This is a genomic window from Variovorax ureilyticus (genome assembly GCF_037889935.1).
In the GTDB taxonomy this organism is placed as follows: Bacteria; Pseudomonadota; Gammaproteobacteria; order Burkholderiales; family Burkholderiaceae_C; genus Variovorax; species Variovorax ureilyticus.
Genome location: NZ_JBBKZU010000004.1, coordinates 177,486 through 200,883, shown reverse-complemented (window position 1 = coordinate 200,883; position 23,398 = coordinate 177,486). Strand labels below are relative to the sequence as shown.

Genomic DNA, 23,398 nt, shown 5'->3' with positions numbered 1-23,398 from the left:
GGGGGTGGGTCCTATCTATTTCCAGAGCATCAGGTGCTCGACGACCGGACCCAATGCAAGGGCCGGCACGTAGTTGAGCAGGCCCACCAGCAGCACGGTGCCGATCAGCAACGCCACGAACAGCGGCCCGTGCGTGGGCATGGTCCCGGCGGTGGCGGGGATGCGCTTCTTGGCCGCGAGCGCACCCGCGATCGCGAGCACCGGCACGATCACGCCGAAGCGCCCGAACCACATCGCCACCGCGAGCAGGCCGTTGTAGAAGGGCGTGTTGGCCGACAGTCCCGCGAAGGCGCTGCCGTTGTTGTTGGCCGCCGAGGTGAGCGCGTAAAGGATCTCGGAAAAGCCATGCGCCCCCGGATTGGCGATGCCAGCCTTGCCCGCGTCCGCGATCACCGCGATGGCGGTGCCAGCCAGCACGAGGATCGGCGTCACCAGGATCGCGATCGAGGTCAGCTTCATCTCGTGGACCTCGATCTTCTTGCCGAGGTACTCCGGCGTGCGGCCGATCATCAGCCCCGCGATGAACACCGCTAGGATCGCGAAGATCAGCATGCTGTAGAGCCCCGTACCGACACCGCCGAAGACGACTTCGCCGAGCTGCATCAGCACCATCGGCACCATGCCGCCGAGCGGCGTGAACGAGTCGTGCATCGCGTTCACCGCGCCGCACGAGGCCGCGGTGGTGATCGCGGCGAAGAGGCCCGACGCGGCGATGCCGAAGCGCACCTCCTTGCCTTCCATGTTGCCGCCCGACTGCAGCGCGCTTGCGGCCTGGTCCGCGCCGAGGGTGCCCAGCAGCGGATTGCCGGCCTGTTCGGCCGGAATCACCACGAGGACCGCGGCGACGAAGATCACCGTCATCGCCGCGAGCACGGCCCAGCCCTGGCGCAGGTCGCCGACCACGCGGCCGAACGCGAAGCACAGCGCGGCCGGGATCAGGAAGATCGCCAGCATCTGCGCGAAGTTGGCGAGCGCCGAGGGGTTCTCGTAGGGGTGCGCCGAGTTGGCGTTGAAGAAGCCGCCGCCGTTGGTGCCCAGCATCTTGATGGCCTCCTGTGACGCGACGGGGCCCATCGCGAGCGTCTGCGTCGTCGTGCTCGCGTCTTCCGTCACCGGATTTCCATGCTCATCCTTGAGCGGTTCGCCTGCGGCGTCCAGCTTGGGGTTCCGGTAGGCGGTCGCTTCGACGGTGGTCACGGTCTTGTACGCATCGAAGTTCTGGATCACGCCCTGGCCCACGAAGAAGATCGCGAGCACGAAGGACAGCGGCACCAGCAGCCACAGCGTGATGCGCGTGATGTCGACCCAGACGTTGCCGACGAAGCCCCTGCCGTCGGTGCTGTGCGCCGCGAAGCCGCGCGCCAATGCGAACGCGACCGCGATGCCCGTGGCCGCGGAGAAGAAGTTCTGCACCGCGAGCCCGAGCATCTGCGTGAGATAGCTCATCGTCGATTCGCCGGCGTAGCCCTGCCAGTTGGTGTTGGAGACGAAGCTCACCGCCGTGTTGAAGGCCGAATCCGGCGAGACCGCCGTCAGGCCCGCCGGATTGAGCGGCAGCCATGCCTGCATCCGCTGCAGCGCGTAGACCGCCAGCGCGCCGAGGGTGTTGAAGGCGAGCAGCGCGATCGCGTAGCCGCGCCAGTGCATCGACCGGCCGGGCAACGTGCCCGCGAGCTTGTAGAACGGCGCTTCGGCCGCCTGCATCCAGCGCGGCAGTCGCCCTTCGCACAGTGCGGCCAGATAGCGCCCAAGCGGCCATGCGAGCACGCCCAGCACGAAGAGGTAGAGGCCCAGCAGGGCCCAGGCGGAGGCGTTCATTTCAGAATTCCTCAGCGCAGATCAGCGCGAAGACCAGGTAGGCGAGCAGCACAAGGGCGACGAGGCCGCCGAATCCGTAGAGGATCTCAAGGCTGATCATGGCCGCGCCCTCCGTGGCGTTTCGAGCCTGGTCAGGCCGGCCACCATCGCCACCATGGCGATCCAGAAGGCCGCCAGCGAGGCCAACCACACGATGTCCATTCGATTCACTCCTCAGTACAAGACATGCCGTGCAGTCTCGGCAGGCACGCGTAAAAAGGGGGAACAGACTCCGTGCGGGGCCGTAAAGAAAGCGTAAATGCCACCCGCGCGCAGGTCGCCGCGCGTTGCGTTTTTCACGCAACCCTCGGCTGTTGCAATGGCATGGGCCGCAGCGTGAATTTGTCGATACCCTCTCTTCCGCCGGACGCTTACAACCCTTTTCGCGACCTGTGGAAAGGGAACATCATGGACAGCGAATCGATTGCACTGGTGGTCGACGAACCCATCGCCGGCCACTTCTACTGGGTGCTGCAGAAGCAGGACGGCGCCGACTGCAAGCCCATCGATGCAGCGGCGGGGCCGATGCCGACCTATGGCGCGGCCATGATGGCCGGCATCGAGGCGCTGCAGCGCCGGGCGGATGCGCGAGGCACGGATGCAGGCGGCGCGCCGATCATCACCACCTACGTCGATCCCGAAGAGGATCTCGGCCCGCCCACCATCCACTGAGTTCTTGTTTCGATACGGCGGGCATCTCGAATCCAGAGCCCTCCGGCCGTCTCGTTCCGGCACACTCCGGCGCTTCATGCGCCGGAACACGGCGCCATTCCACGACGAGACACCCATGATCCGAAAGCTCCTCACCCTCTGCACGCTGGCATTGGCCTTTGCCGCCACCGCACACGCCGACACCTATCCCTCCAAGCCCATCCGCATGGTCGTGCCCTTCCCGCCCGGCGGCGGCACCGACATCCTGTCGCGGCTGGTGGCCAACAAGCTCACCGAAACCAGCAAGTGGACCGTGGTGGCCGACAACCGCGCCGGCGCGGGCGGCACCATCGGCATCGCCGAAGCGGCGCGCGCCGCGCCCTCGGGCTACGAGATGGTCATGGGCCAGAAGGACAACATGGTCGTCGCGCCCTGGCTCTACAAGAACCTGAGCTACGACCCGACGAAGGACCTCGTCGCCGTCGCGCACGTGGCCTACACGCCGGTGATCATCGTGACCCGCAGCGAATCGAAGTTCAAGACGCTCGCCGACGTGGTCAACGCGGCGCGCGCGCAGCCCGATGCGATCACCTACGGCTCGCCGGGCAACGGCACCACCATCCACCTCGCGGGTGAGATCTTCAAGAGCGCGGCCAACATCAAGCTGCGGCACGTGCCCTACAAGGGCTCGAACGCCGCGATGATGGACGTGCTGGCCGGCAACGTCGACCTGATGGTGTCGTCGGTGCCGTCGGCGATGGCCCAGATCAAGTCGGGCAAGCTGCGCCCGCTGGCGGTGACCTCGCTGCGCCGCAGCAGCTCGCTGCCCGACGTGCCGACCGTGGCCGAGCTGGGCTACAAGGACTTCGACGTGAGCACCTGGTATGGCCTCTTCATGCCCGCCAGCACGCCGAAGGACATCGTCGCCAAGGTCAACGCCGAGGTGAACAAGCTCCTGGCGACACAGGAGATGAAGGACGCGATCATCGGCCAGGGCGCCGAGCCGCAGGCGATGACGCCGGAGCAGTTCGGCACGCTGCTGAAGAACGACTACCAGAAGTGGAAGGGCATCGTTCAAGCTTCCGGCGCAACCATCGAGTAGCACCCCCAGGCTCGCGCACTTCGTGTCGCCACCCCCTTGCAGGGGGCAACACCGGCGGCCCGGCGAAGCCGGTTCCGCGGTGTTTCCCGAACGGGCCTGGCTTCGCCGGCCTTGAGGTTGCAGCGCGTCAGTCGCGCACGTCGGCGACGGGGTTGCTGCCGAAGTCGGCGCGGTCCAGGTACTTCAGGACCTTTGCCGCGGCGGATTGCGGCGAATCGAGCTTTCCGTCGGCCTTGAGGCGCTCGAAGCGCACGCGGTCCGGGAACAGGTCCGGATCGCCGCCACGAAGCTCCACCTGCATGTCGGTGTCGATCACGCCCGGCGCGAGCGACACGATCCGCGCGGCGCCGGGCCCCTTTTCTTCCAGCGCCACGGCGCGCGAGAAGTGGTCCATGCCGGCCTTGGCGGCGCAGTAAGGCGCCTGGCTTCCCATCGCATTGCGGCCGAGACCGGACGAAATGTTGAGCACCTTGCGGTCGGCGCGCCAGGCCTTGGTCGCACCCAGGAAGGCCGCGGTGAGCAGCATGGCCGATTCCAGGCCGACCCGCAGCGCCTGTGACAGATCGGCGGGCACGGCTTCAGCCAGCGGACGGATGCGACCCACGGTGCCGGCGTTGTTGATCAGGGTGGCGCTGTCGAAGGACGCGGCGTCGAGTGTTGCGAGCCAAGCCGAAAGCCGCTCGGCGGCGGCCACCGGCTCCGCGAGATCGAGCTGCCACTGCTCCAGCTCGGCGTCGGCCTCACGGGCCCGCCGGGCCAGCGCGTCGTCGCTGTGGCGCGAGATGCACAAGAGGCGTCGGCCCGGTTGCAGAAGCTGTTCGGCCATGGCGCGGCCCAGCCCGCGGGATGCGCCGGTGATGACGGTGAGATGCGAAGAAGTCATGGCGGATTTCGTGAGAAACATCTTGCGGACGGGACGTGCCGCGCCTGCGATGGTATCGGCGCGGCGACAGGCGCTGACTAGAATTGGCCCGCTTTCCTCGACAGAACATGCCCACGCACTACCAAGCAGCGAGTGATCCAGGCCCTTTCGCGCGGCGCTTCGGTATTTCCTTCCAGCCGCAGTCGTCGTTGGTGCAACCCGGTCAGCAGGGCCACTTCGTGCGCCGGCCGCGCGCCGACGCCAGCAGCAAGGCCCAACTCGAACGCTTCGAGGTCGCCCCCGGGCGCTGGGGGCTGATCCCCCTCTTCTCGAAGGACGGGCAGGAACAGGACACCTTCGAGGCGCAAAGCGAAACCGCCGCCGCCGAACGTAATTTCTACCAGCCCTGGAAGCGCGGCCATCGCTGCGTGATCCTGGCCGACGCGCTCTTCCAGCGGGGCGAAGAACCGGGTTCGGTCGTGCGCGTCTCGCGTTCCGACGGCGAGCCGCTCGCATTGGCCGGCCTCTGGAACGGCTGGCGCGCACCGAATGGCGATTGCGTCGAAAGCTTCGCGCTGCTCACCTTCTGCCTGCCCGAGCGCCCCGAGCAGCGCCGCTCCGCGATCCTGCGCGATGCCTGGGTCGACGACTGGCTCCACTGCCCGGTCGAGGAAACCGCCGCGTATCTGCGGCCCTACGCCGACGACAAGCTGGTGCGGGAAATCCTGCCGCGTTAGTGCCTGTTCACACTTCCATGCATCAGCATGGACTGCGGCACGCGCCTGGATTGCGGCTTTTTGCTGCCTTGCGGGCACTATGAAAGTAGTGTGAACAGGCCCTAATTTCTGCCGCTCATCCCGTTCACGCGCAGCGCGGCGAGATCGAGCACACGAAGGCCTCCGTACTCGACACGGATCGCGCCCTGCGCCTGCAGCGTGCGCAGGGCTTCGTTCACCCGCTGGCGCGACAGGCCGATCAGATAGGCCAGCTCCTGCTGCGTGATGCGCAGCAATTCGCCCACGCCGGGAAACAGCACCGGGTTGAACAACGCCGCCAGATTGCGCGCCACGCGCGCATCCGGGTTGTTGAGCCGGTCCGCCTCGCGCGCCGCGATGAACTGCCCCAGCCGCTCGTTGAGCTGGTTCATCACGAAGCGGTTGAAGCCGATGGAGTGGTCCAGCAACCAATGGAAGTCGTCCACCGGCAGCCCCGCCACCACGCTGCGCCGCAATGCCTGGATGTTGTAGCGGTAGGGCTCGCGCTTGAGCGCCGTGCCCTCGCCGAACCAGCCGCCGGGCGGCAGGCCGCTGTAGGTCATCGAGGTGCCGTCGGCGTTGTCGTTGCTCATCTTGAGCAGGCCCTCGACCACGCCGAACCAGTAGGTCGGCGGCCGGCCGATGCGGCAGACGAGATCGCCCGGCTCGGCCTCGCCGACGACCACCGCGGACTCGGCGCGGCGGCGCTCGACCGGCGTGAGCGTCTGCATCCAGGGAATGTTGTCCAGCTCTTCGACGGTGGCCGGCCGCACGCGATCGCGCAGTGTCGAGGCGCCGCCTTCCTTGCCTTGGGGCATGGGGAAACTCCGGGGAGTAGTGTCCCTAGGATTGTCGTCGTAACGACAAGTTGGCGTCAAAGTTGGTTCTACAGTCCGCCCCATCGTGCAGACCACAGCCAACACCTTTCCCCGTTTGCTGCAAGGCCACGCCCAGCGGCAATCCGACGCGCCGGCCATTCGCGAGAAGGACCTCGGCATCTGGCAGACCTGGACCTGGTCGCAGGTCGCGCGGGACGTGCGCGAGATCGCCTGCGGGCTCGCGAGCCTGGGCTTCCAGGCCGGCGACAACCTCGCAATCGTCGGCGCCAACCGCCCGCATCTCTACATGGCGATGGTCGCGGCGCAGAGCCTGCGCGGCGTGCCGGTGCCGCTCTACCAGGATGCGGTGGCCGGCGAGATGGTCTTCATGCTCGACGATGCCTCGGTCGAGTTCGTGATCGCCGAGGACCAGGAGCAGGTCGACAAGCTGCTCGAATGCCGCGACCTCCAGAAGGACCGCGGCCATGCGATCCGCCACATCGTCTATGACGATCCGCGCGGCCTGCGCAACTACGACCAGCCCGGGCTGCTGAGCTACGAGAAGCTCTGCGAGCTCGGCCGCGCATGGGATGCGGCGAACCCCGGGGCCTTCGATGCCGCGGCGGCCTCCGGCGAGCCTTCCGATGTCGCGGTGATCCTCTATACCTCGGGCACCACCGGCCGTCCCAAGGGCGTGTGTCAGACGCACGCGAGCTTCATCGCGGCGGGGCGCGGCGGCGTCGAGACCGACAGGCTCGGCCCCGGCGACAACATCATGAGCTACCTGCCGATGGCCTGGGTCGGCGACCACCTGTTCTCGGTCGCGCAGTGGCTGGTCGGCGGCTTCACGCTCAACTGCCCCGAGTCGGCCGAGACGGTGATGAACGACATGCGCGAGATCGGCCCGAGCTACTACTTCGGCCCGCCTCGCACCTTCGAAGGCCTGCTCACCGCGGTGTCGATCCGCATGGAAGACGCGGCCGCGCCCAAGCGCTGGCTCTACGCGAAGTTCATGGCGCTCGCGCGTCGCGTCGGCGCGGACATCCTGAACGGCGCTCCAGTGAGTCTCGGCGACCGGCTGCTCTACAAGCTGGGCGACTTGGCTGTCTACGGCCCGCTGCGCAACGTGCTGGGCATGAGCCGCATCCGCGTGGCCTACACCGCCGGCGCGGCGATCGGGCCGGACCTGTTCCGCTTCTACCGCTCGATCGGCGTCAACCTCAAGCAGTTCTACGGCCAGACCGAGACCTGCGCCTACGTCTGCCTGCAGCAGGACGGCAAGGTCAAGCTGCAGACGGTGGGCAGCGCCGCGCCGGGCATCGAGCTGAAGATCGCGCCCGATGGCGAGGTGCTGGTGCGTGGCGTGTCGGTGCTCAAGGAGTACTACAAGCGGCCCGATGCGACGGCGGAAGTGCTCGACGCCGATGGCTACTTCCACACCGGCGATGCGGGCGTGCTCGATGCCGAAGGGCACCTGCGCATCATCGACCGCGCGAAGGATGTGGGCCGCATGGCCGCGCCGCAGGGTGCGACCGCCGGCGCGATGTTCGCCCCGAACTACATCGAGAACAAGCTCAAGTTCTTCCCGCAGATCAAGGAAGCGGTGTGCTTCGGCCACGAGCGCGACGAGGTGTGCGCCTTCATCAACATCGACTACGAGGCCGTGGGCAACTGGGCCGAGCGGCGCGGGCTGCCGTACGGCGGCTACGTGGATCTCGCGGGCAAGCCGGAGGTGCTGGCACTCGTGGCCGACTGCATCGCGCAGGTCAACGCCGACCTCGCGGCCGAGGAAGGCATGGCCGACACGCAGATCGCTCGCTTCCTCGTGCTGCACAAGGAACTGGACCCGGACGACGACGAGCTGACCCGCACCCGCAAGGTGCGGCGCGGTTTCATCGCCGGCAAGTACGCGGTGCTGGTCGATGCGCTCTACGGTGGCAAGAAAGAGCAGTTCGTCGAGACGCAGGTGAAGTTCGAGGATGGACGTACCGGCGTCGTCAGTGCGACGCTCAAGGTCGTCGAGGCCAAGCGCTTCGCTCCGATGAAGGCCGCAGCATGACGAGCGCAGCGCCGGGCCGCCCCAAGCAAGCTCGCGCCCCATCGGGGGGCAGCGAGGACACGAAGTGCCGAGCGTGGGGGCCAACATGAACCGCAAGATCGGCGAGGTCATCCTCGATGTCCAGAATATTTCGCTCAGCTTCGGCGGCGTGAAGGCGCTGACCGACATCAGCTTCAACGTGCGCGAGCACGAGGTGCGCGCGATCATCGGTCCGAACGGCGCGGGCAAGAGTTCGATGCTCAACTGCATCAACGGCGTCTACCAGCCGCAGCAGGGCTCGATCACCTTCCGCGGCCGGCAGTTCAAGCACATGAATTCGCGGCAGGTCGCCGAGATGGGCGTCGCGCGGACCTTCCAGAACCTCGCGCTCTTCAAGGGCATGAGCGTGCTCGACAACATCATGACCGGCCGCAATCTCAAGATGAAGAGCGGCCTGCTCGCACAGGCGCTGCGCTGGGGGCCGGCCGAGCGCGAGGAGCTGGCGCACCGCGAGTTCGTCGAACGCATCATCGACTTCCTCGAGATCCAGCTGCACCGCAAGACGCCGGTGGGCCGCCTGCCCTACGGGCTGCAGAAGCGCGTCGATCTCGGCCGTGCGCTCGCGATGGAGCCGCAGGTGCTGCTGCTCGACGAGCCGATGGCGGGCATGAACGTGGAGGAGAAGCAGGACATGAGCCGCTTCATCCTCGACGTGAACGACGAGTTCGGCACCACCATCGTGCTGATCGAGCACGACATGGGCGTGGTGATGGACATCTCCGACCGCGTGGTGGTGCTCGACTACGGCAAGAAGATCGGCGATGGCACGCCTCATGAAGTGCGCAGCAATCCGGACGTGATCCGGGCCTACCTTGGAACGGAGCATTAGGAATGACGCGTTCCACTGCAACGCAGGGTTTGGGTTTGGGGCGGGATCGCGCCGACGGCGTACCCTGCTCCGCGAATGTCCCCCGCCCTTCGGGCTCCTCCTTTATTTCGCTGCGCAGAGCACACCATCGTCGCGATCCGTCACGGCCGTGGTTGATCGGCCGGCACGACACACCGTTTCCCGTGGCGAGGATGCCGGGTGGTCCCCGCAGCGAAATAAAGGAGGAGGCGAAGCCGGGGGACATTCGCGGAGGGGACCACTCTGCGTCCTCGCCACGCACCCCGAACGCCGCAACGCGATTTTCAACCGGCATCACGGAGCACTGAAATGGGCTTCTTCCTCGAGACCCTCTTCGGCGGCCTGATGGTCGGCATGCTGTATTCGCTGATCGCGATCGGCTTCGTGCTGATCTACAAGGCCTCGGGCGTCTTCAACTTCGCGCAGGGCGCGATGGTGCTGTTCGCGGCACTCGCGATGGCGCGCTTCTCGGAGTGGATTCCGAAGTGGCTCGGCTTCGAGAGCCAGATCCTCGCGAACCTGCTGGCCTTCTTCGCGGCGATGGCGGTGATGATCGCGGTGGCATGGCTCATCGAGCGGCTGGTGCTCGGCAAGCTGGTCAACCAGGAAGGCATCACGCTCCTGATGGCGACGCTCGGCATCGCGTACTTCCTCGATGGTCTCGGACAGTCGATCTTCGGCAACGACATCTACAAGATCGACGTCGGCATGCCCAAGGACCCGCTGATGGTGCTGGAGAACGTCTTCCAGGGCGGCCTGCTCCTGAGCAAGGAAGACCTGATCGCGGCGCTGATCGCCGCCGCGCTGGTGGTGGTGCTGGCGCTGTTCTTCCAGAAGACCTCGACCGGCCGCGCACTGCGGGCCGTCGCTGACGACCACCAGGCCGCGCAGTCGATCGGCATCCCGCTCAACCGCATCTGGGTGATCGTGTGGTCCGTCGCGGGCTTCGCGGCGCTGGTGGCCGGAATCATCTGGGGCTCGAAGCTCGGGGTTCAGTTCTCGCTCTCGCTGGTGGCGCTGAAGGCGCTGCCGGTGGTGATCCTTGGCGGGCTCACTTCGATTCCGGGCGCGATCGTCGGCGGCCTCCTGATCGGCGTGGGCGAGAAGCTCTCGGAGATCTATCTCGGGCCGATGCTCGGCGGCGGGATCGAGATCTGGTTTGCGTACGTGTTGGCGCTTGTGTTCCTGCTGGTCCGGCCGCAAGGCCTGTTCGGCGAAAAGATCATCGATCGGGTGTAGCCGTGCGGTTGAAGCGTCACTGTCTTCGCCAGGAATGCCGTGGAACCGGCTTTGCCGGGCCACTGGCATTGCCCCCTGCAAGGGGGTTGGCGAAGCGGAACGAAGTCCGCGAAGACTGGGGGTGTATGTGATTTACCGGGAAAACGGCCAGTTCAAGTCGACCTACCGCGCCGACCAGCAGATCTTCCCGATCCGGCAGGACCGCATCGCGATCCTCGCGCTGCTTGTCGTCGCCTTCGCGGTGGTGCCGGCGATCGCGTCGGACTACTGGTTCCGCGCGATCCTGATTCCCTTCCTGATCCTTGCGCTCGCCGCCCTCGGGCTCAACATCCTGGTGGGCTACTGCGGACAGATCTCGCTGGGCACCGGGGCGTTCATGGCCGTGGGCGCGTATGCGGCCTACAACTTCCATGTGCGCATCGACGGCATGCCGCTGATCTTCTCGCTGCTGCTCGGCGGGCTGTGCTCGACCGCGGTCGGCGTGCTGTTCGGCATTCCGAGTCTTCGCATCAAGGGCCTCTATCTCGCGGTCGCGACGCTGGCCGCGCAGTTCTTCATCGACTGGGCCTTCCTGCGCATCAACTGGCTCACCAACAACTCGGCCTCGGGTTCGGTGAGCGTGTCGAGCCTGAGCCTCTTCGGCCTTCCGGTGCAGACGGCGGCGCAGAAGTACCTGCTTTGCCTCACGCTGCTCGCCATGTTCGCGCTGCTCGCGAAGAACCTCGTGCGCAGCGCGATCGGCCGCGAATGGATGGCGATGCGCGACATGGACGTCGCGGCCGCGGTCATCGGCATCCGTCCGGTGTACGCCAAGCTCTCCGCCTTCGCGGTGAGCTCGTTCATCGTCGGCGTGGCGGGCGCGCTCTGGGGCTTCGTGCACCTGGGCACCTGGGAGCCGGCCGCGTTCAACATCGATCGCTCGTTTCAGCTCCTCTTCATGGTGATCATCGGCGGGCTGGGCTCGATCATGGGCAGCTTCTTCGGCGCGGCCTTCATCGTGCTGCTGCCGATCCTGCTGAACAACCTGCCGGGGTGGTTCGGGCTGTCGATCTCGACCGCATTCCAGTCGCACCTCGAATTCATGATCTTCGGCGCGCTGATCGTCTTCTTCCTGATCGTCGAGCCGCACGGGCTTGCACGGCTGTGGTCGACGGCCAAAGAGAAGCTCCGCCTCTGGCCCTTCCCGCATTGATTTCGTTCGCAAACCCATAAGGAGACAGGCATGAAAGTGAAATCGCTCGCTCTGGCCGCCATGGTGGCCGCCACCATCGGTGCGTCGCTCGCGCCCTCGGTCGCGCAGGCCCAGGCCAAGGAGCAGTTCTTCCCGCTGCTGGTCTACCGCACCGGCCCGTATGCGCCCAACGGCACACCGTGGGCCAACGGCAAGCAGGACTACATCAAGCTCATCAACGCGACCGGCGGCATCAACGGCGTGAAGATCAGCTTCGAGGAATGCGAGACCGGCTACGCCACCGACAAGGGCGTGGAATGCTATGAGCGCCTGAAGGACAAGGGCGCGACGATGATCGACCCGCAGGCCACCGGCATCACCTTCGCGCTGACCGACAAGGCGCCCAACGACAAGATCCCGCTGCTGACGCTCGGCTATGGCCTCTCGGCGTCGCAGGACGGCAACGTCTTCAAGTGGAACTTCCCGCTGATGGGCAGCTACTGGACCGCGGCCGACATCCTGATCCAGCACATCGCGAAGAAAGAAGGCGGCGCGGACAAGCTCAAGGGCAAGAAGATCACGCTGGTCTATCACGACTCGCCGTTCGGCAAGGAGCCGATTCCGCTCCTGCAGGAGCGCGCGAAGATGAACGGCTTCGAGCTGTCGCTGATCCCGGTCGCGGCACCGGGCATCGAGCAGAAGTCGGCCTGGCTGCAGGTGCGCCAGCAGCGGCCCGATTACGTGCTGCTCTGGGGCTGGGGCGTGATGAACTCCACCGCGCTGAAGGAAGCGGTCGCCACCGGCTACCCGCGCGAGAAGATGTACGGCGTGTGGTGGGCCGGCGCCGAGCCGGACGTGAAGGACGTCGGCGCGAACGCCAAGGGCTACAACGCGCTCGCACTCAACACCTCGGGCACCGAGCCGAAGGTGATCCAGGACATCCTGAAGAACGTGCACGACAAGGGGCAGGGCACCGGCCCGCGCGACGAGGTCGGCTCGGTGCTCTACACACGCGGCGTGATCATCCAGATGCTCGGCATCGAGGCGGTGCGGCGCGCGCAGGAGCGCTTCGGCAAGGGCAAGGTCATGACCGGCGAGCAGGTGCGCTGGGGCCTGGAGAACCTCGCGCTCGACCAGAAGAAGCTCGATGCGCTGGGCTTCGCGGGCGTGCTGCGGCCGATCAGCACTTCTTGCCAGGACCACATGGGATCGAGCTGGGCGCGCATCGAGACGTGGGACGGCGCCAAGTGGAACGTGGGCGCGGACTGGTATCAGGCGGACGAGCAGATCCTCAAGCCGATGGTGAAGGCGGCCGGCGAGAAGTACGCCGGAGAGAAGAAGCTCAATCGCCGCGACTCTTCCGACTGCGGAGCCTGACCCCAAGCACTTCGAAGCACCATGAGCGAACGCAAGGTCCTCCTCGACGTCAACGGCATCGAGGTCATCTACAACCACGTGATCCTCGTGCTCAAGGGCGTGTCGCTCACGGTGCCCGAAGGCGGCATCGTGGCGCTGCTCGGCGGCAATGGGGCGGGCAAGACGACCACGCTGCGCGCGGTGTCGAACCTGCTGGCCGGCGAGCGCGGCGCGGTGACCAAGGGCACGATCGAATTGCGCGGCGAACGCATCGAAGCCTTGTCGCCCGCCGAGCTGGTCAAGCGCGGGCTGATCCAGGTGATGGAGGGGCGGCACTGTTTCGCGCACCTGTCGATCGAGGACAACCTGATGACCGGCGCCTACACCCGCACCGACGGCAAGGCCGCGGTGGAGGAGACGCTGGAGAAGGTCTACGCCTACTTCCCGCGCCTGAAGACGCGGCGCACCTCGCAGGCCGCGTACACATCAGGCGGCGAACAGCAGATGTGCGCCATCGGCCGCGCGCTGATGGCGAACCCGAGCATGGTGCTGCTCGACGAACCCTCGATGGGCCTCGCGCCGCAGATCGTCGAGGAAGTGTTCGGCATCGTGAAGGACCTGAACGAGAAAGAGCGCGTGACCTTCCTGCTCGCCGAGCAGAACACCAACATGGCGCTGCGCTACGCCGACTACGGCTACATCCTCGAGAACGGCCGCATCGTGATGGACGGCGAGGCGAAGAGCCTGCGCGAGAACGAGGATGTGAAGGAGTTCTATCTCGGCGTCGGCGGCGCCGATCGCAAGAGCTTCAGGGATGTGAAAAGCTACAAGCGAAGAAAGCGTTGGCTGGCTTGATGACCCCACCCCAGCCTCGCCCACTTCGTGTGGCTCTGACACCCCCTTCCAGGGGGCAACACCGGCGGCCCGGCGGAGCCGGTTCTGCGGTGTTTCCCGCATTGGCCGCGCGGATTTGAAAGGGAGCGACGGTTCATGACTGAGTATTACGACGCACTCGAAGTGCGCGACCCCGAAGAGCGCGAGCGCGATCTATTCGCGGCGCTGCCCAAGCAGGTCCTGCAGGCGCAGACGGCGGCATCGGCCTTCGCGCAATTGCTGGATGGCGTGAAGCCCGCAGACATCACGAGCCGCGAGGCCCTGGCGAAGTTGCCGGTCACGCGCAAGTCCGAACTGCTCGCGCTGCAGAAGGCGCGCCGCGCGGGCGATCCCTTCGGCGGCTTCTCCGCGATCCGCTTCGGCCCGCGCATGACGCGCGTGTTCGCGAGCCCCGGCGCCATCTACGAACCCGAGGGCGAGGCGCGCGACTACTGGCGCACCGCGCGTGCACTCTTCGCGGCCGGCTTTCGCGGCGGGGAGCTGGTGCACAACTGCTTCAGTTATCACATGACGCCGGCCGGCTCGATCATGGAAAGCGGCGCACATGCGCTCGGCTGCACCGTGTTCGCGGGCGGCACCGGCCAGACCGAGCAGCAGGTCGAAGCGATCGTCGATCTCAAGCCGGCGGGCTATGCAGGCACGCCGAGCTTCCTGAAGATCATCATCGAGAAGGCGGCCGAGAAAGGCGTCGCGCTGCCCTCGCTCACCAAGGCGCTGGTGTCGGGCGAAGCCTTCCCGCCGAGCCTGCGCGACTGGATCGCCGAGCGCGGCGTGACCGGCATGCAGTGCTACGCGACAGCGGACCTGGGATTGATCGCCTACGAGACTTCCGCGCGCGAAGGGCTGGTGCTCGACGAAGGCGTGATCGTGGAGATCGTGCGCCCGGGCACCGGCGATCCGGTGCCGGAAGGCGAAGTCGGCGAGATCGTCGTGACCACGCTCAACCCCGACTATCCGCTGATCCGCTTCGGCACCGGCGACCTGTCGGCGGTACTGCCGGGCCAGTGCCCCACCGGGCGCACCAACCAGCGCATCAAGGGCTGGCTCGGCCGCGCCGACCAGACGACGAAGGTGCGCGGCATGTTCGTCCACCCGGGCCAGATCGCGGAGATCGCCCGGCGCTTTCCGCAAGTGCAGCGCGCGCGGCTGGTGGTCGAAGGCGAGATGGCCGACGACCGCATGACGCTCAAGCTCGAATGCGCAAACGCGCCGGACGGGCTGGCCGACCGCATCGGCGAGGCGATCCGCGAGGTGACCAAGCTGCGCGGCGCCGTCGAGTTCGTCGCGCCAGGCAATCTGCCCAATGACGGCAAGGTGATCGAGGACCTGCGCTCCTACCGCTGACCCGGCGAGGCCCGGCAGAATGCCGGTGGATCCCCAACGCGCAGACCGCCATGACCATCGAGCTGAACAAGGAAGCCCGCCAGGAAGCCATCGCCTCGATCGAGCGCTATTTCCGCGCGAACATGGACGAACCCATCGGCAACATCGCCGCCGGCGCGCTGCTCGGTTTCTTTCTCGAGGAAATCGGCCCGGTGATCTACAACAAGGCCGTGGCCGATGTGCAGGAGCGGATCCAGGCCCGGGTGATGGAGCTGGACATCGAGGTGCACGAGGACGAGTTCCAGTACTGGCGCAAGTACGACAAGGCCCGGGGACGCAAGTGAACGGCGTCACGCCGCGCGCACGTAAGACGCGGTCACTCGTCCTTTGATCCGCGGGCCGCACCACGCGCCCAGGCGCGCTGCTTGCGATTCCACTCGCGCAGCCGCTTGTCGGTGGGCTCGCCGCTCTCGCCCGACGCACTGGCGATCAGATGGCTGAGCAGGTGCTGCTGCTCGGCGCTCAACGTTTCCGGGAAGACAGGCTTCACGATGACGACGTGGTCCGCGTTCGCGCCGCGCCGCGTCACCGGGAAACCCAGCCCCGGCAGGCTGTAGTTCAGGCGGTCGCGACGCAGCGCCACTGGTTTCAGCCCCATCAGCGTGGGCACCTCGATGGTCCGGTTGGCAATCCATGCGAATCCATCGACCGGGACCTCGCAGCGGATCGTGCCGTCCTCGTCGAGCTCGAAGAATTCGTGCGCGAGCAGCTCGACGCGGATCTCGAGATCGGCCGGCGGCGGGTTCCCGCGCGCGCGGCGTCCGTCCACATGCAACAGGTCGCCCTGCCGAACACCCGGCGGGATGCGGACCTTGAGCTGGTAGGTGCGCGTCAGCGTTCCGGCACCCTGGCAGTCCGGGCAGGTGCGCTGCGCGATGCCGCCGCCGTGGCAGGCGGCGCATTCGGTCATGCCGCCGGGCCAGCCGAAGAAGCTGCGCTTCGGGATCGCGCCCGATCCACCGCACTGCGCGCAATTGCCGCCGAGCACCTGGTGCCCGGCGCCGTCGCAGGTGGTGCACGTCAATGTCGTGCGACCGCGCAACGCCTTGATACAACCTGCCGCGGCTTCTTCGAGGGTGAGCTTGATCTTTCGCTGGATCGGACGGCGGCGCGGTTGCGCGGCGTCTTCCTCGGCATGCTGCGGGGCGGTCTCGTGGACCGGCGGCTCCGCCACTTCGGGGGGCGCGCGGAATCCGGCATTGCGGATTTCCTCGAAGGCGCGGTTGATGCGCTGCATGCGTGCCACCGCGTCGGCACTGTTGTTGCGGTCCGGATGCCACTGCGACACGAGCCGCCGCCAAGCGGCCTTGACTTCACGCTCGGTGGCGTCGGAGCCCAGTCCCAGTTCGGAAAAAGCGTTGTCGGTGGTCAATTTGGATCCTCGCTCGGTCGGCGAGAATTATCCCTGAGCGCTACCTGCCGGAAGCGCCGGATCAGAGGCTCCAGGCCGCCAACATGAACATCAAGAAGCTCCTTCGCATTTCCCCACTCGCTCTCGCGGCCGCCATGCTCGCCCCATGGGCGGCCGCCACCGCCTCGGACGCGCCCGCCTTCAACGAAGCCTTCAAGGGCTACGACGCCTGTTTCCTGCTTTATGACGTGAGCGCGAAGAAGCTCGTCGCCGAATACAACCCCGGCGGCCGCTGCAAGCAGCGCATCGCGCCGAACTCGACTTTCAAGGTGCCGCTGTCGCTGATGGCGTTCAACGAAAAGCTCATCGACCAGCAAACCGTCTTCAAGTGGAGCGGCCAGAAGTACGACCGCCCCGAACTCAACCGCGACCAGACGCCGCGCAGCTGGCTGCAGCACTCGGCCCTCTGGGTGTCGCAGGACATCGCGCCGTCGCTCGGGTATGCACGCGTCGGCAAGTACCTCGACGACTTCAACTACGGCAACCTCGACTTCAGCGGCGACATCGGCAAGAACAACGGCCTGACCAACGCGTGGCTGAGCAGCAGCCTGCAGATCTCGGCGTACGAACAGCTCGACTTCCTGAAGGCGATGGAGGCGCACGCGTTGCCGGTGTCGCGCGAAGCCATCGACCAGACGCGGCAGAACATGGCGCTCGGCAAGCTCGAGAACGGCGCCGAGATCTACGGCAAGACCGGCGCGGGCCGCCACCGCATGCGCACCAGCGACCGCACGCCCAGCAAGCTGCGCGACGGCTGGTTCGTCGGCTTCGTCGAGGGCGGCGCCGAGCACTACATCTTCGTGAGCAACCTCACCGACCGGCAGGCGCCCACCGCGGACGACCGCTACGCGGGCAGCCAGATCCTGAAGCCGATCGTCATGCGCATCCTCAACGACCGGACAGCGCACTGATCGCGCGGGCGTGGGCATGCTCCTTGCGGCGTCTTCGCGATGACCCACTCCTTCTTCCAGCCGCCGACCGCTTCCCGCTACGCCCTGCGCAACCTGCGCGCGCCCCGCTGCCTCGTGCAGGCCGACCTGCCGGCCGGCGCGGCCGAAGATCTCGTGGCCGTCGACCTGCTGGTGGACGGCGGGCGCATCGCCTCCATCGATGCCGCGGGCCGCATGCCTGCGGAGCTCGGCCCCGATCTCGACGCATCGATGGTGCTGCCCGGCATGGTCGATTGCCACACGCATCTCGACAAGGGCCACATCTGGCCGCGCCAGGCCAATCCGACCGGCGACGGCGCCGGCGCATCGGCCGCCACGATGCGCGACCGCACCGCCCGCTGGACCGCGGAGGATGTGCGCCGCCGCATGGAGTTCGGCCTCGCGACCGCCTACGCCAAGGGCGTGGTCGCGATCCGCACGCATCTCGACTCGCTCGCACCGCAGGCATCGATCTCCTTCCCCGTCTTTCGCGAAGTGCGCGAACGCTGGGCGGGGCGCGTCGACCTGCAGGTCTCGTCGATCGCGCCGCTGGACATCTTCCTCACGGGCGAAGGCCGCCAGCTCGCCGACATCGTGGCCGAGAGCGGCGGCCGGCTCGGTTGCGTCACGCGCTCGGGCCGCTTCCCCGGCGAGACGATGCCGCCGGACATGGACGAAGCGCTGGTGCAGGTGTTCCGCCTCGCCGCCGAACGCGGGCTGGATCTGGATCTGCACGTGGACGAATCGACCGACCCGAACGCGCGTGCGCTGATCCGCGTCGCGCGGACCGCGGTCGCCGAGGACTTCGCGGGGCGCATCCTGTGCGGCCACTGCACGGCGCTCGCGCTGCAGACGGACGAATTCATCGAAGAGACGCTCGACGCGTGCCGGGATGCCGGCATCGACATCGTGAGCCTGCCGACGGTCAACATGTACCTGCAGGACCGCAGCCCGGCCGGGCGAACCCCGCGCTGGCGCGGCGTGACCGTGCTGCACGAGATGAAGGCCCACGGCCTGCGCGTGGCGGTGGCGGGCGACAACTGCCGCGATCCCTTCTATGCATACGGCGACCACGACATGCTCGACACCTTCACCCAGGCGGTGAAGATCCTGCACCTGGACCACCCGCCGGGCGACTGGATCCGCGCGGCCACGGAGACGCCGGCCGCGATCATGGGCATCGACCGGGGCGTGCTGAAGGCGGGCGCGGGTGCGGACTTCCTGGTGCTCAAGGCGCGCAACTATTCCGAGATGCTGTCGCGCATGCAGTTCGATCGCACGGTCGTTCGTTCGGGACGTGCGATCGACACCACCTTGCCCGACTATCGGCTGCTCGACGACCTGATGGCCGTCTGATCACGGACCGTAGAAATCCGCCCCAACTTTCGCGCGCTTTCGTGCGGTCTTGACGGTGCCGGCGCGGCGCGCACCGACGCCGGCCGCGCCGGTGCGCAGCGCCATGGCATCCTCGATCGCGCAACAGGCAGACACCGCGCGACGCGGCAGACGATGGCTTTTGAGAAACTGCGGATATCCGGACGAGAAGGACAACCCTACAGGCTCGGCGAGCCCATGGAAGTCCATGACAGAGAGACTTTCCTCGGCACGCTCGACCCGGTCAGCGTCAGCCGCGACGGCACCGAGGTGCTGATCCAGCGCTTCATCCCCTCGGCCTTCCTCAAGAAAGAGAAGCGGAACTTCGGCCCGCTGGTGCTGCTGGAGGTCACCACCTATCTTGCCGAGCAGTTCCAGGGGCTGCAGGCGGTGAGCTACCTGCTGAGCCGCGAGATCGAGCTGCACGGCGACGGCATGCAGGTCGCGCTGCTGCAGGCGATCGGCGCCGAGGCGGTCGCGATCTCGCCGCGTCCGGACTCCGAGACGCCGGGCAACTTCGTGGTGCAGGGCGTCTGGGCCTACAACGAGCGCAACCTGGCGGCGCTGTGCCACTGCCTCGAACGGGAGCGTGCGATCTACCGGCAGTGGGATGCCGCCGTCGAGACCGGCCAGTCCATTGCGGTGCTGCGCGACCGCCTGCGCCAGCTGCTGGCGCGTGGCTCCGGCGTCAGGGGCGGCGAAGCGGCGGACTGAAGCGCAGCCCCCCGCCCACTTCACGGCCTGCGCCACACGCTTGCAGGCGACGGCTGCTGCCTGGTTATCCGGCGATGTAGTTCTGGAGCTGCTCGATGATGAAGCTCTGCTCCGAGATGATGCCCTTGACGATGTCGCCGATCGAGATCAGCCCGACCAGCTTGTCGCCGTCCATGACCGGCAGGTGCCGCACGCGGTTCTCGGTCATCAGCGCCATGCACTCCTCGCTGGTCTGGTTCGGCCGCACGTAGATCACCGCGCTGGTCATCACCTCGCGCAGCGGCGTGTCCTTGGAAGAGCGCGCCAGCAGCACGACCTTTCGCGCGTAGTCGCGCTCTGTCACGACACCGACGATGCGATCTCCCTCCATGACCAGCAGCGCACCGACGTTTTTTTCGGCCATCAGCTTGACGGCCTCGAAGACCGTCGCCGAGGGCGCGATCGAGTACACCGACGAGCTACCCTTGGCCTTGAGAATTTCAGCCACTGTCTTCATGCTTTTCGTCCTCCGGGATGGCAAGCGCTTCCATTCTGCGCGGCGCGCACGGCGCTCACAAGACAAACACTGACGAGAGCGTCGAAATTACGACGGCAGTTCTACTTTCAGGACGTTGCACCCGGTGGCGCCAGGCCTGCGAGCAGCCTCGGCAGCAGATCCTCGGACGCGCCGCGCAACACGGCGCTGGCGGACGTGTCGAGGTGCAACGGCTCCGTGTTGAGCGTAACGAGCCGGCCGCCCGCGGACAGCGCCTCCAGCGGCAGATCGGCCGCCGGATAGACGACCGCAGTGCTGCCGACCACGACGAAGACGTCGCACTCCTGCGCGGCCGTGCGCGCGTCGAGAAGCACCCCCGCGTTGAGCATCTCGCCGAACATCACCACGTCGGGCCGCGCGCGCGCCCCGCAGCGCTTGCAGCGGTTCAGCAGCCACGGGCCGCGGCGGTTGCCGCAGTGGTCGCAGCGCCAGCGCCGCAGCGAACCATGAAGTTCGAGCACGTCCAGGCAGCCCGCGGCGGTGAGCAGCCCGTCGACGTTCTGCGTGATGAGCCGCGTCGCGGGGCGCAGCCGCTGCAGTTGCGCCAACGCCAGGTGGCCGGGATTGGGCCGCGCGCTTTCGACGGCGGAGAGCCGCTGCGACCAGAACCTGGAGAAGCCCGCGGGATCGCGCTGGAGATCGTCGGCATGCGAATACTGCAACGCGTTCTGGTTCATCCACAGGCCGTCCGCATCGCGGTAGGTGGGGATGCCGGAGGCCTTCGACAGCCCCGCGCCCGAGAAGACGACGACGCGGCGCGCCTCGCGCAGCAACGCGATGGCGGTCGCCAGCGGTTCTCGGCTTTCGGTCATCGATGGATCGGGGCATCCGGCGGGGCCATGATTCTTGCACGGGGGGCGCGCGGTCGACGGCACAATCCGCACCCGTTCGATGTCAACTGTTCCAACCAACGGCAAGAAGGGAAAGACCATGCAAGCAAGCCCGCAGGACTGCGATGTGCTCGTGATCGGCGGCGGCCCAGCGGGCTCGACGGTGTCCGCCCTGCTCGCGCGGCAGGGCCGCCGCGTCGTGATGCTCGAGAAGGACCATCACCCGCGCTTCCACATCGGCGAATCGCTGCTGCCGGGCAACGTGGAGCTCTTCGAGAAGCTCGGCGTGCGCGAGGAAGTCGACAGGATCGGCATGCCCAAGTTCGGCATCGAGTTCGTGCCGCCGGACCTCGACTACCGCAGCTATGTCGACTTCTCCGAGGGCTGGAACCCGCGCAAGGATTCGGCCTGGCAGGTGCGGCGCTCCGAACTCGACGAGTTGCTCTTCCGCCATGCGGCCAGACAGGGCGCGGTGACGCTCGAAGGCGCGCGCGTCCGTCAGGTGGATTTCGACGACGCAGGCGCGACGGTGCAGGCGACGCTCGAAGACGGCACCCGCCGCACCTGGCGCACCCGTTTCGTGGTCGACGCGAGCGGGCGCGACACGGTGCTCGCCAACAAGCTCAAGAGCAAGCAGAAGAATCCCGACCACAACAGCACCGCGTTGTTCGGCCACTTCCGCAATGCGCGCCGGCTCGAAGGCAAGCGCGAAGGCAACATCAGCATCTGCTGGTTCGAGCATGGCTGGTTCTGGTTCATCCCGCTGGCCGACGGCACCACCAGCGTGGGCGCGGTGTGCTGGGCCTACTACCTGAAGGCGCGAGACAAGCCGCTGAAGGACTACTTCTTCGACACCATCGCGATGTGCCCCGAGTTGCACGATCGCCTGAAGGACGCCACGCTGGTGGACGACATGGTGCACGCCACCGGCAATTTCTCGTACAGCAGCACGCACGCCACCGGCGAGCGCTATTTGATGGTGGGCGACGCCTTCACCTTCATCGACCCGATGTTCTCGTCGGGCGTGTACCTTGCGATGCAGAGTGCGTTCGACGGCGCGAAGCTGGTGGAAACCGCGCTCGACCGCCCCGCCGAACTGCCCGCGGCGCGCAAGGCACTGGAGAAGCGCATGCGCGTGGGGCCGCGCGACTATTCGTGGTTCATCTACCGCGTGACCAATCCGACGATCCGCGACATGTTCATGCACCCGAACAATGCCTTCAAGGCCAAGCAGGGGCTGATGTCGCTGCTGGCGGCCGACATCCACCACGGGCCCGCCTACCGGCGTTCGCTGTTCATGTTCAAGGTGCTGTACTACTTCATCTCTGTCCTCAACTGGCGCCGTACCGTCGCGGGCTGGAGGCGGCACCGGTTCAACATCCGCGACATGGGTCCGCTGCGGGGCGAGACGATCCTCAAGGGCGAGTGACCCTGCTGTCTCCTAGGGAGATACCGCGATGAGTCGGCAAGGGGTCAGCCGATAAGATCGCCGGTCCAACTGCTTACCCCATCCGTACTCGGAGAGACTATGAAGAAACTGCTCGCCTTCACCGCGATCGCCGCGGCCGTCGCAGGCGTCCATGCCCAGGATTTCCCCGGTTCCAAGACCATCACCATGGTGGTGCCATTCGCCGCCGGCGGCCCGACCGACCGCGTGGCCCGCGACTTGGCCGAAGCGCTGCGCAAGCCGCTCGGCGGCGCCACCATCGTGGTCGACAACGTGCCGGGCGCCGGCAGCTCGATCGGCGCGGCCAAGGTGGCGCGCGCCGCGCCCGACGGCTACACGCTGCTGCTCAACCACATCGGCATGTCGACGATCCCGACGCTGGTGCGCAACGTGCCCTTCAAGGTCGAGACCGACTTCGAATACCTCGGCATCGTGAACGACGTGCCGATGACGCTGATCTCGCGTCCCACGATGGCGGCGAACAACTACAAGGAACTCAGCGCCTGGATCGCGGCCAACAAGGGCAAGATCAACCTCGGCAACGCAGGGGTGGGCTCGGCATCGCACCTGTGCGGCCTGCTCTTCCAGAGCGCGACCAAGACCGAGATGACGCCCGTGCCGTACAAGGGCACCGCGCCGGCGATCACCGACCTGATGGGCGGCCAGATCGACCTCTTGTGCGACCAGACCACGAACACCTCGCCGCAGATCGAAGCCAAGAAGGTGAAGGCCTTCGCGGTGACCACCTCCAAGCGGCTCACCACCCCGCTGCTGAAGGACCTGCCCACGCTGCAGGAAGCAGGCCTGAAGGACTTCCAGGTCACGATCTGGCACGGCCTCTATGCGCCCAAGGGCACGCCGCCGGCGATCGCCAAGAAGCTCAACGAAGCCTTGAAGACGGCCCTGAAGGACCCCGAGTTCATCCGCAAGCAGGAAGGCCTCGGCGCGGTGGTCGCAAGCGACGGCCGCATCGAGCCCGAAGGCCACAAGAAGTTCGTGCAGGCCGAGATCGCCAAGTGGAGCCCGATCATCAAGGCTGCCGGTGTCTATGCTGATTAAGCTCACCCCCAGCCTCGCTCACTTCGTGTAGCTCGGGCACCCCCTTCCAGGGGGCAACCCCATCGG

At 66.9% G+C, this 23,398-nt stretch carries 24 protein-coding genes; 16 read left to right on the top strand and 8 right to left on the bottom strand.

The genetic code is table 11. The features are described 5' to 3' along the window. Window positions 1-15 precede the first annotated feature (15 nt). Together kdpA and WKW77_RS11175 are read right to left on the bottom strand one after the other, a co-directional pair. On the bottom strand, window positions 16-1,818 hold the full coding sequence (gene kdpA, locus WKW77_RS11180) for a potassium-transporting ATPase subunit KdpA (RefSeq protein WP_340356904.1): 1,803 nt from the start codon (window positions 1,816-1,818) through the stop codon (window positions 16-18). A gap of 1 nt (window position 1,819) precedes the next feature. Beyond that, complete coding sequence (locus WKW77_RS11175) at window positions 1,820-1,918, bottom strand: potassium-transporting ATPase subunit F (RefSeq protein ID WP_340356903.1); 99 nt, start codon at window positions 1,916-1,918, stop codon at window positions 1,820-1,822. 347 nt (window positions 1,919-2,265) lie between these two features. Between WKW77_RS11175 and WKW77_RS11170 the strand changes: the two genes are divergently transcribed. Continuing rightward, window positions 2,266-2,529 carry a hypothetical protein gene (locus WKW77_RS11170; protein WP_340356902.1) on the top strand — a complete coding sequence of 88 codons (264 nt, stop codon included), beginning with the start codon at window positions 2,266-2,268 and terminating at the stop codon, window positions 2,527-2,529. A 115-nt stretch (window positions 2,530-2,644) separates the two neighbouring features. Continuing rightward, window positions 2,645-3,610 (top strand): Bug family tripartite tricarboxylate transporter substrate binding protein, encoded by a 966-nt coding sequence (locus WKW77_RS11165; RefSeq protein WP_340356901.1) that lies wholly within the window; start codon window positions 2,645-2,647, stop codon window positions 3,608-3,610. 127 nt (window positions 3,611-3,737) lie between these two features. Here the strand turns inward: WKW77_RS11165 and WKW77_RS11160 are convergent, their stop codons facing one another. Beyond that, the gene (locus tag WKW77_RS11160) at window positions 3,738-4,493 is read right to left on the bottom strand and encodes an SDR family NAD(P)-dependent oxidoreductase (protein ID WP_340356900.1); all 756 of its coding nucleotides are present in this window, start codon (window positions 4,491-4,493) and stop codon (window positions 3,738-3,740) included. 107 nt (window positions 4,494-4,600) lie between these two features. Between WKW77_RS11160 and WKW77_RS11155 the strand changes: the two genes are divergently transcribed. Beyond that, on the top strand, window positions 4,601-5,209 hold the full coding sequence (locus WKW77_RS11155; RefSeq protein WP_340356899.1) for an SOS response-associated peptidase family protein: 609 nt from the start codon (window positions 4,601-4,603) through the stop codon (window positions 5,207-5,209). A gap of 101 nt (window positions 5,210-5,310) precedes the next feature. Here the strand turns inward: WKW77_RS11155 and WKW77_RS11150 are convergent, their stop codons facing one another. Next, window positions 5,311-6,045 carry a Crp/Fnr family transcriptional regulator gene (locus WKW77_RS11150; protein WP_340356898.1) on the bottom strand — a complete coding sequence of 245 codons (735 nt, stop codon included), beginning with the start codon at window positions 6,043-6,045 and terminating at the stop codon, window positions 5,311-5,313. 85 nt (window positions 6,046-6,130) lie between these two features. On the opposite strand from WKW77_RS11150, the gene WKW77_RS11145 reads away from it, so the two are divergent. From WKW77_RS11145 to WKW77_RS11110, 8 genes are all read left to right on the top strand, one after another. Beyond that, entirely contained in the window at window positions 6,131-8,104 is a 1,974-nt protein-coding gene (locus WKW77_RS11145) for an AMP-dependent synthetase/ligase (protein ID WP_340356897.1), read from the top strand. Between the two features lie 85 nt (window positions 8,105-8,189). After that, window positions 8,190-8,972 carry an ABC transporter ATP-binding protein gene (locus WKW77_RS11140; protein WP_340356896.1) on the top strand — a complete coding sequence of 261 codons (783 nt, stop codon included), beginning with the start codon at window positions 8,190-8,192 and terminating at the stop codon, window positions 8,970-8,972. 327 nt (window positions 8,973-9,299) lie between these two features. After that, the gene (locus WKW77_RS11135; RefSeq protein WP_340356895.1) at window positions 9,300-10,229 is read left to right on the top strand and encodes a branched-chain amino acid ABC transporter permease; all 930 of its coding nucleotides are present in this window, start codon (window positions 9,300-9,302) and stop codon (window positions 10,227-10,229) included. A gap of 127 nt (window positions 10,230-10,356) precedes the next feature. Next, window positions 10,357-11,421 carry a branched-chain amino acid ABC transporter permease gene (locus WKW77_RS11130; RefSeq protein ID WP_340357157.1) on the top strand — a complete coding sequence of 355 codons (1,065 nt, stop codon included), beginning with the start codon at window positions 10,357-10,359 and terminating at the stop codon, window positions 11,419-11,421. Between the two features lie 30 nt (window positions 11,422-11,451). Beyond that, a complete protein-coding gene (locus WKW77_RS11125) occupies window positions 11,452-12,777 on the top strand; it encodes an ABC transporter substrate-binding protein (RefSeq protein WP_340356894.1) in 1,326 nt (441 codons plus the stop codon). 21 nt (window positions 12,778-12,798) lie between these two features. Further along, window positions 12,799-13,611 carry an ABC transporter ATP-binding protein gene (locus tag WKW77_RS11120; protein WP_340356893.1) on the top strand — a complete coding sequence of 271 codons (813 nt, stop codon included), beginning with the start codon at window positions 12,799-12,801 and terminating at the stop codon, window positions 13,609-13,611. 135 nt (window positions 13,612-13,746) lie between these two features. Then, window positions 13,747-14,994, top strand: a complete 1,248-nt coding sequence (locus WKW77_RS11115) for a phenylacetate--CoA ligase family protein (RefSeq protein WP_340356892.1) — start codon at window positions 13,747-13,749, stop codon at window positions 14,992-14,994. A gap of 50 nt (window positions 14,995-15,044) precedes the next feature. Next, entirely contained in the window at window positions 15,045-15,317 is a 273-nt protein-coding gene (locus WKW77_RS11110; RefSeq protein ID WP_340356891.1) for a DUF2164 domain-containing protein, read from the top strand. A 32-nt stretch (window positions 15,318-15,349) separates the two neighbouring features. Here WKW77_RS11110 and WKW77_RS11105 read toward each other — a convergent pair whose 3' ends face one another. Next, window positions 15,350-16,405 (bottom strand): DnaJ C-terminal domain-containing protein, encoded by a 1,056-nt coding sequence (locus WKW77_RS11105; protein WP_340356890.1) that lies wholly within the window; start codon window positions 16,403-16,405, stop codon window positions 15,350-15,352. 83 nt (window positions 16,406-16,488) lie between these two features. Here WKW77_RS11105 and WKW77_RS11100 point away from each other — a divergent pair, with 83 nt between their 5' ends. Further along, window positions 16,489-17,355 (top strand): penicillin-binding transpeptidase domain-containing protein, encoded by an 867-nt coding sequence (locus tag WKW77_RS11100; protein ID WP_340356889.1) that lies wholly within the window; start codon window positions 16,489-16,491, stop codon window positions 17,353-17,355. Between the two features lie 39 nt (window positions 17,356-17,394). Beyond that, window positions 17,395-18,729, top strand: a complete 1,335-nt coding sequence (locus WKW77_RS11095) for a cytosine deaminase (protein ID WP_340356888.1) — start codon at window positions 17,395-17,397, stop codon at window positions 18,727-18,729. On the opposite strand, the gene WKW77_RS11090 is transcribed toward WKW77_RS11095, so the two are convergent. Beyond that, the gene (locus WKW77_RS11090; RefSeq protein ID WP_340356887.1) at window positions 18,730-18,957 is read right to left on the bottom strand and encodes a hypothetical protein; all 228 of its coding nucleotides are present in this window, start codon (window positions 18,955-18,957) and stop codon (window positions 18,730-18,732) included. Between WKW77_RS11090 and WKW77_RS11085 the strand changes: the two genes are divergently transcribed. Continuing rightward, window positions 18,946-19,461 (top strand): hypothetical protein, encoded by a 516-nt coding sequence (locus tag WKW77_RS11085; protein WP_340356886.1) that lies wholly within the window; start codon window positions 18,946-18,948, stop codon window positions 19,459-19,461. The genes WKW77_RS11090 and WKW77_RS11085 overlap by 12 nt on opposite strands. A gap of 64 nt (window positions 19,462-19,525) precedes the next feature. On the opposite strand, the gene WKW77_RS11080 is transcribed toward WKW77_RS11085, so the two are convergent. Next, entirely contained in the window at window positions 19,526-19,957 is a 432-nt protein-coding gene (locus WKW77_RS11080) for a CBS domain-containing protein (RefSeq protein WP_340356885.1), read from the bottom strand. Window positions 19,958-20,064: 107 nt separating this feature from the next. After that, window positions 20,065-20,808, bottom strand: coding sequence for an SIR2 family NAD-dependent protein deacylase (locus tag WKW77_RS11075; protein ID WP_340356884.1), 744 nt, complete (start codon window positions 20,806-20,808; stop codon window positions 20,065-20,067). A 118-nt stretch (window positions 20,809-20,926) separates the two neighbouring features. Between WKW77_RS11075 and WKW77_RS11070 the strand changes: the two genes are divergently transcribed. Together WKW77_RS11070 and WKW77_RS11065 are read left to right on the top strand one after the other, a co-directional pair. Then, complete coding sequence (locus WKW77_RS11070) at window positions 20,927-22,255, top strand: NAD(P)/FAD-dependent oxidoreductase (protein ID WP_340356883.1); 1,329 nt, start codon at window positions 20,927-20,929, stop codon at window positions 22,253-22,255. 99 nt (window positions 22,256-22,354) lie between these two features. Next, the gene (locus tag WKW77_RS11065) at window positions 22,355-23,332 is read left to right on the top strand and encodes a tripartite tricarboxylate transporter substrate-binding protein (RefSeq protein WP_340356882.1); all 978 of its coding nucleotides are present in this window, start codon (window positions 22,355-22,357) and stop codon (window positions 23,330-23,332) included. Window positions 23,333-23,398: the final 66 nt, after the last annotated feature.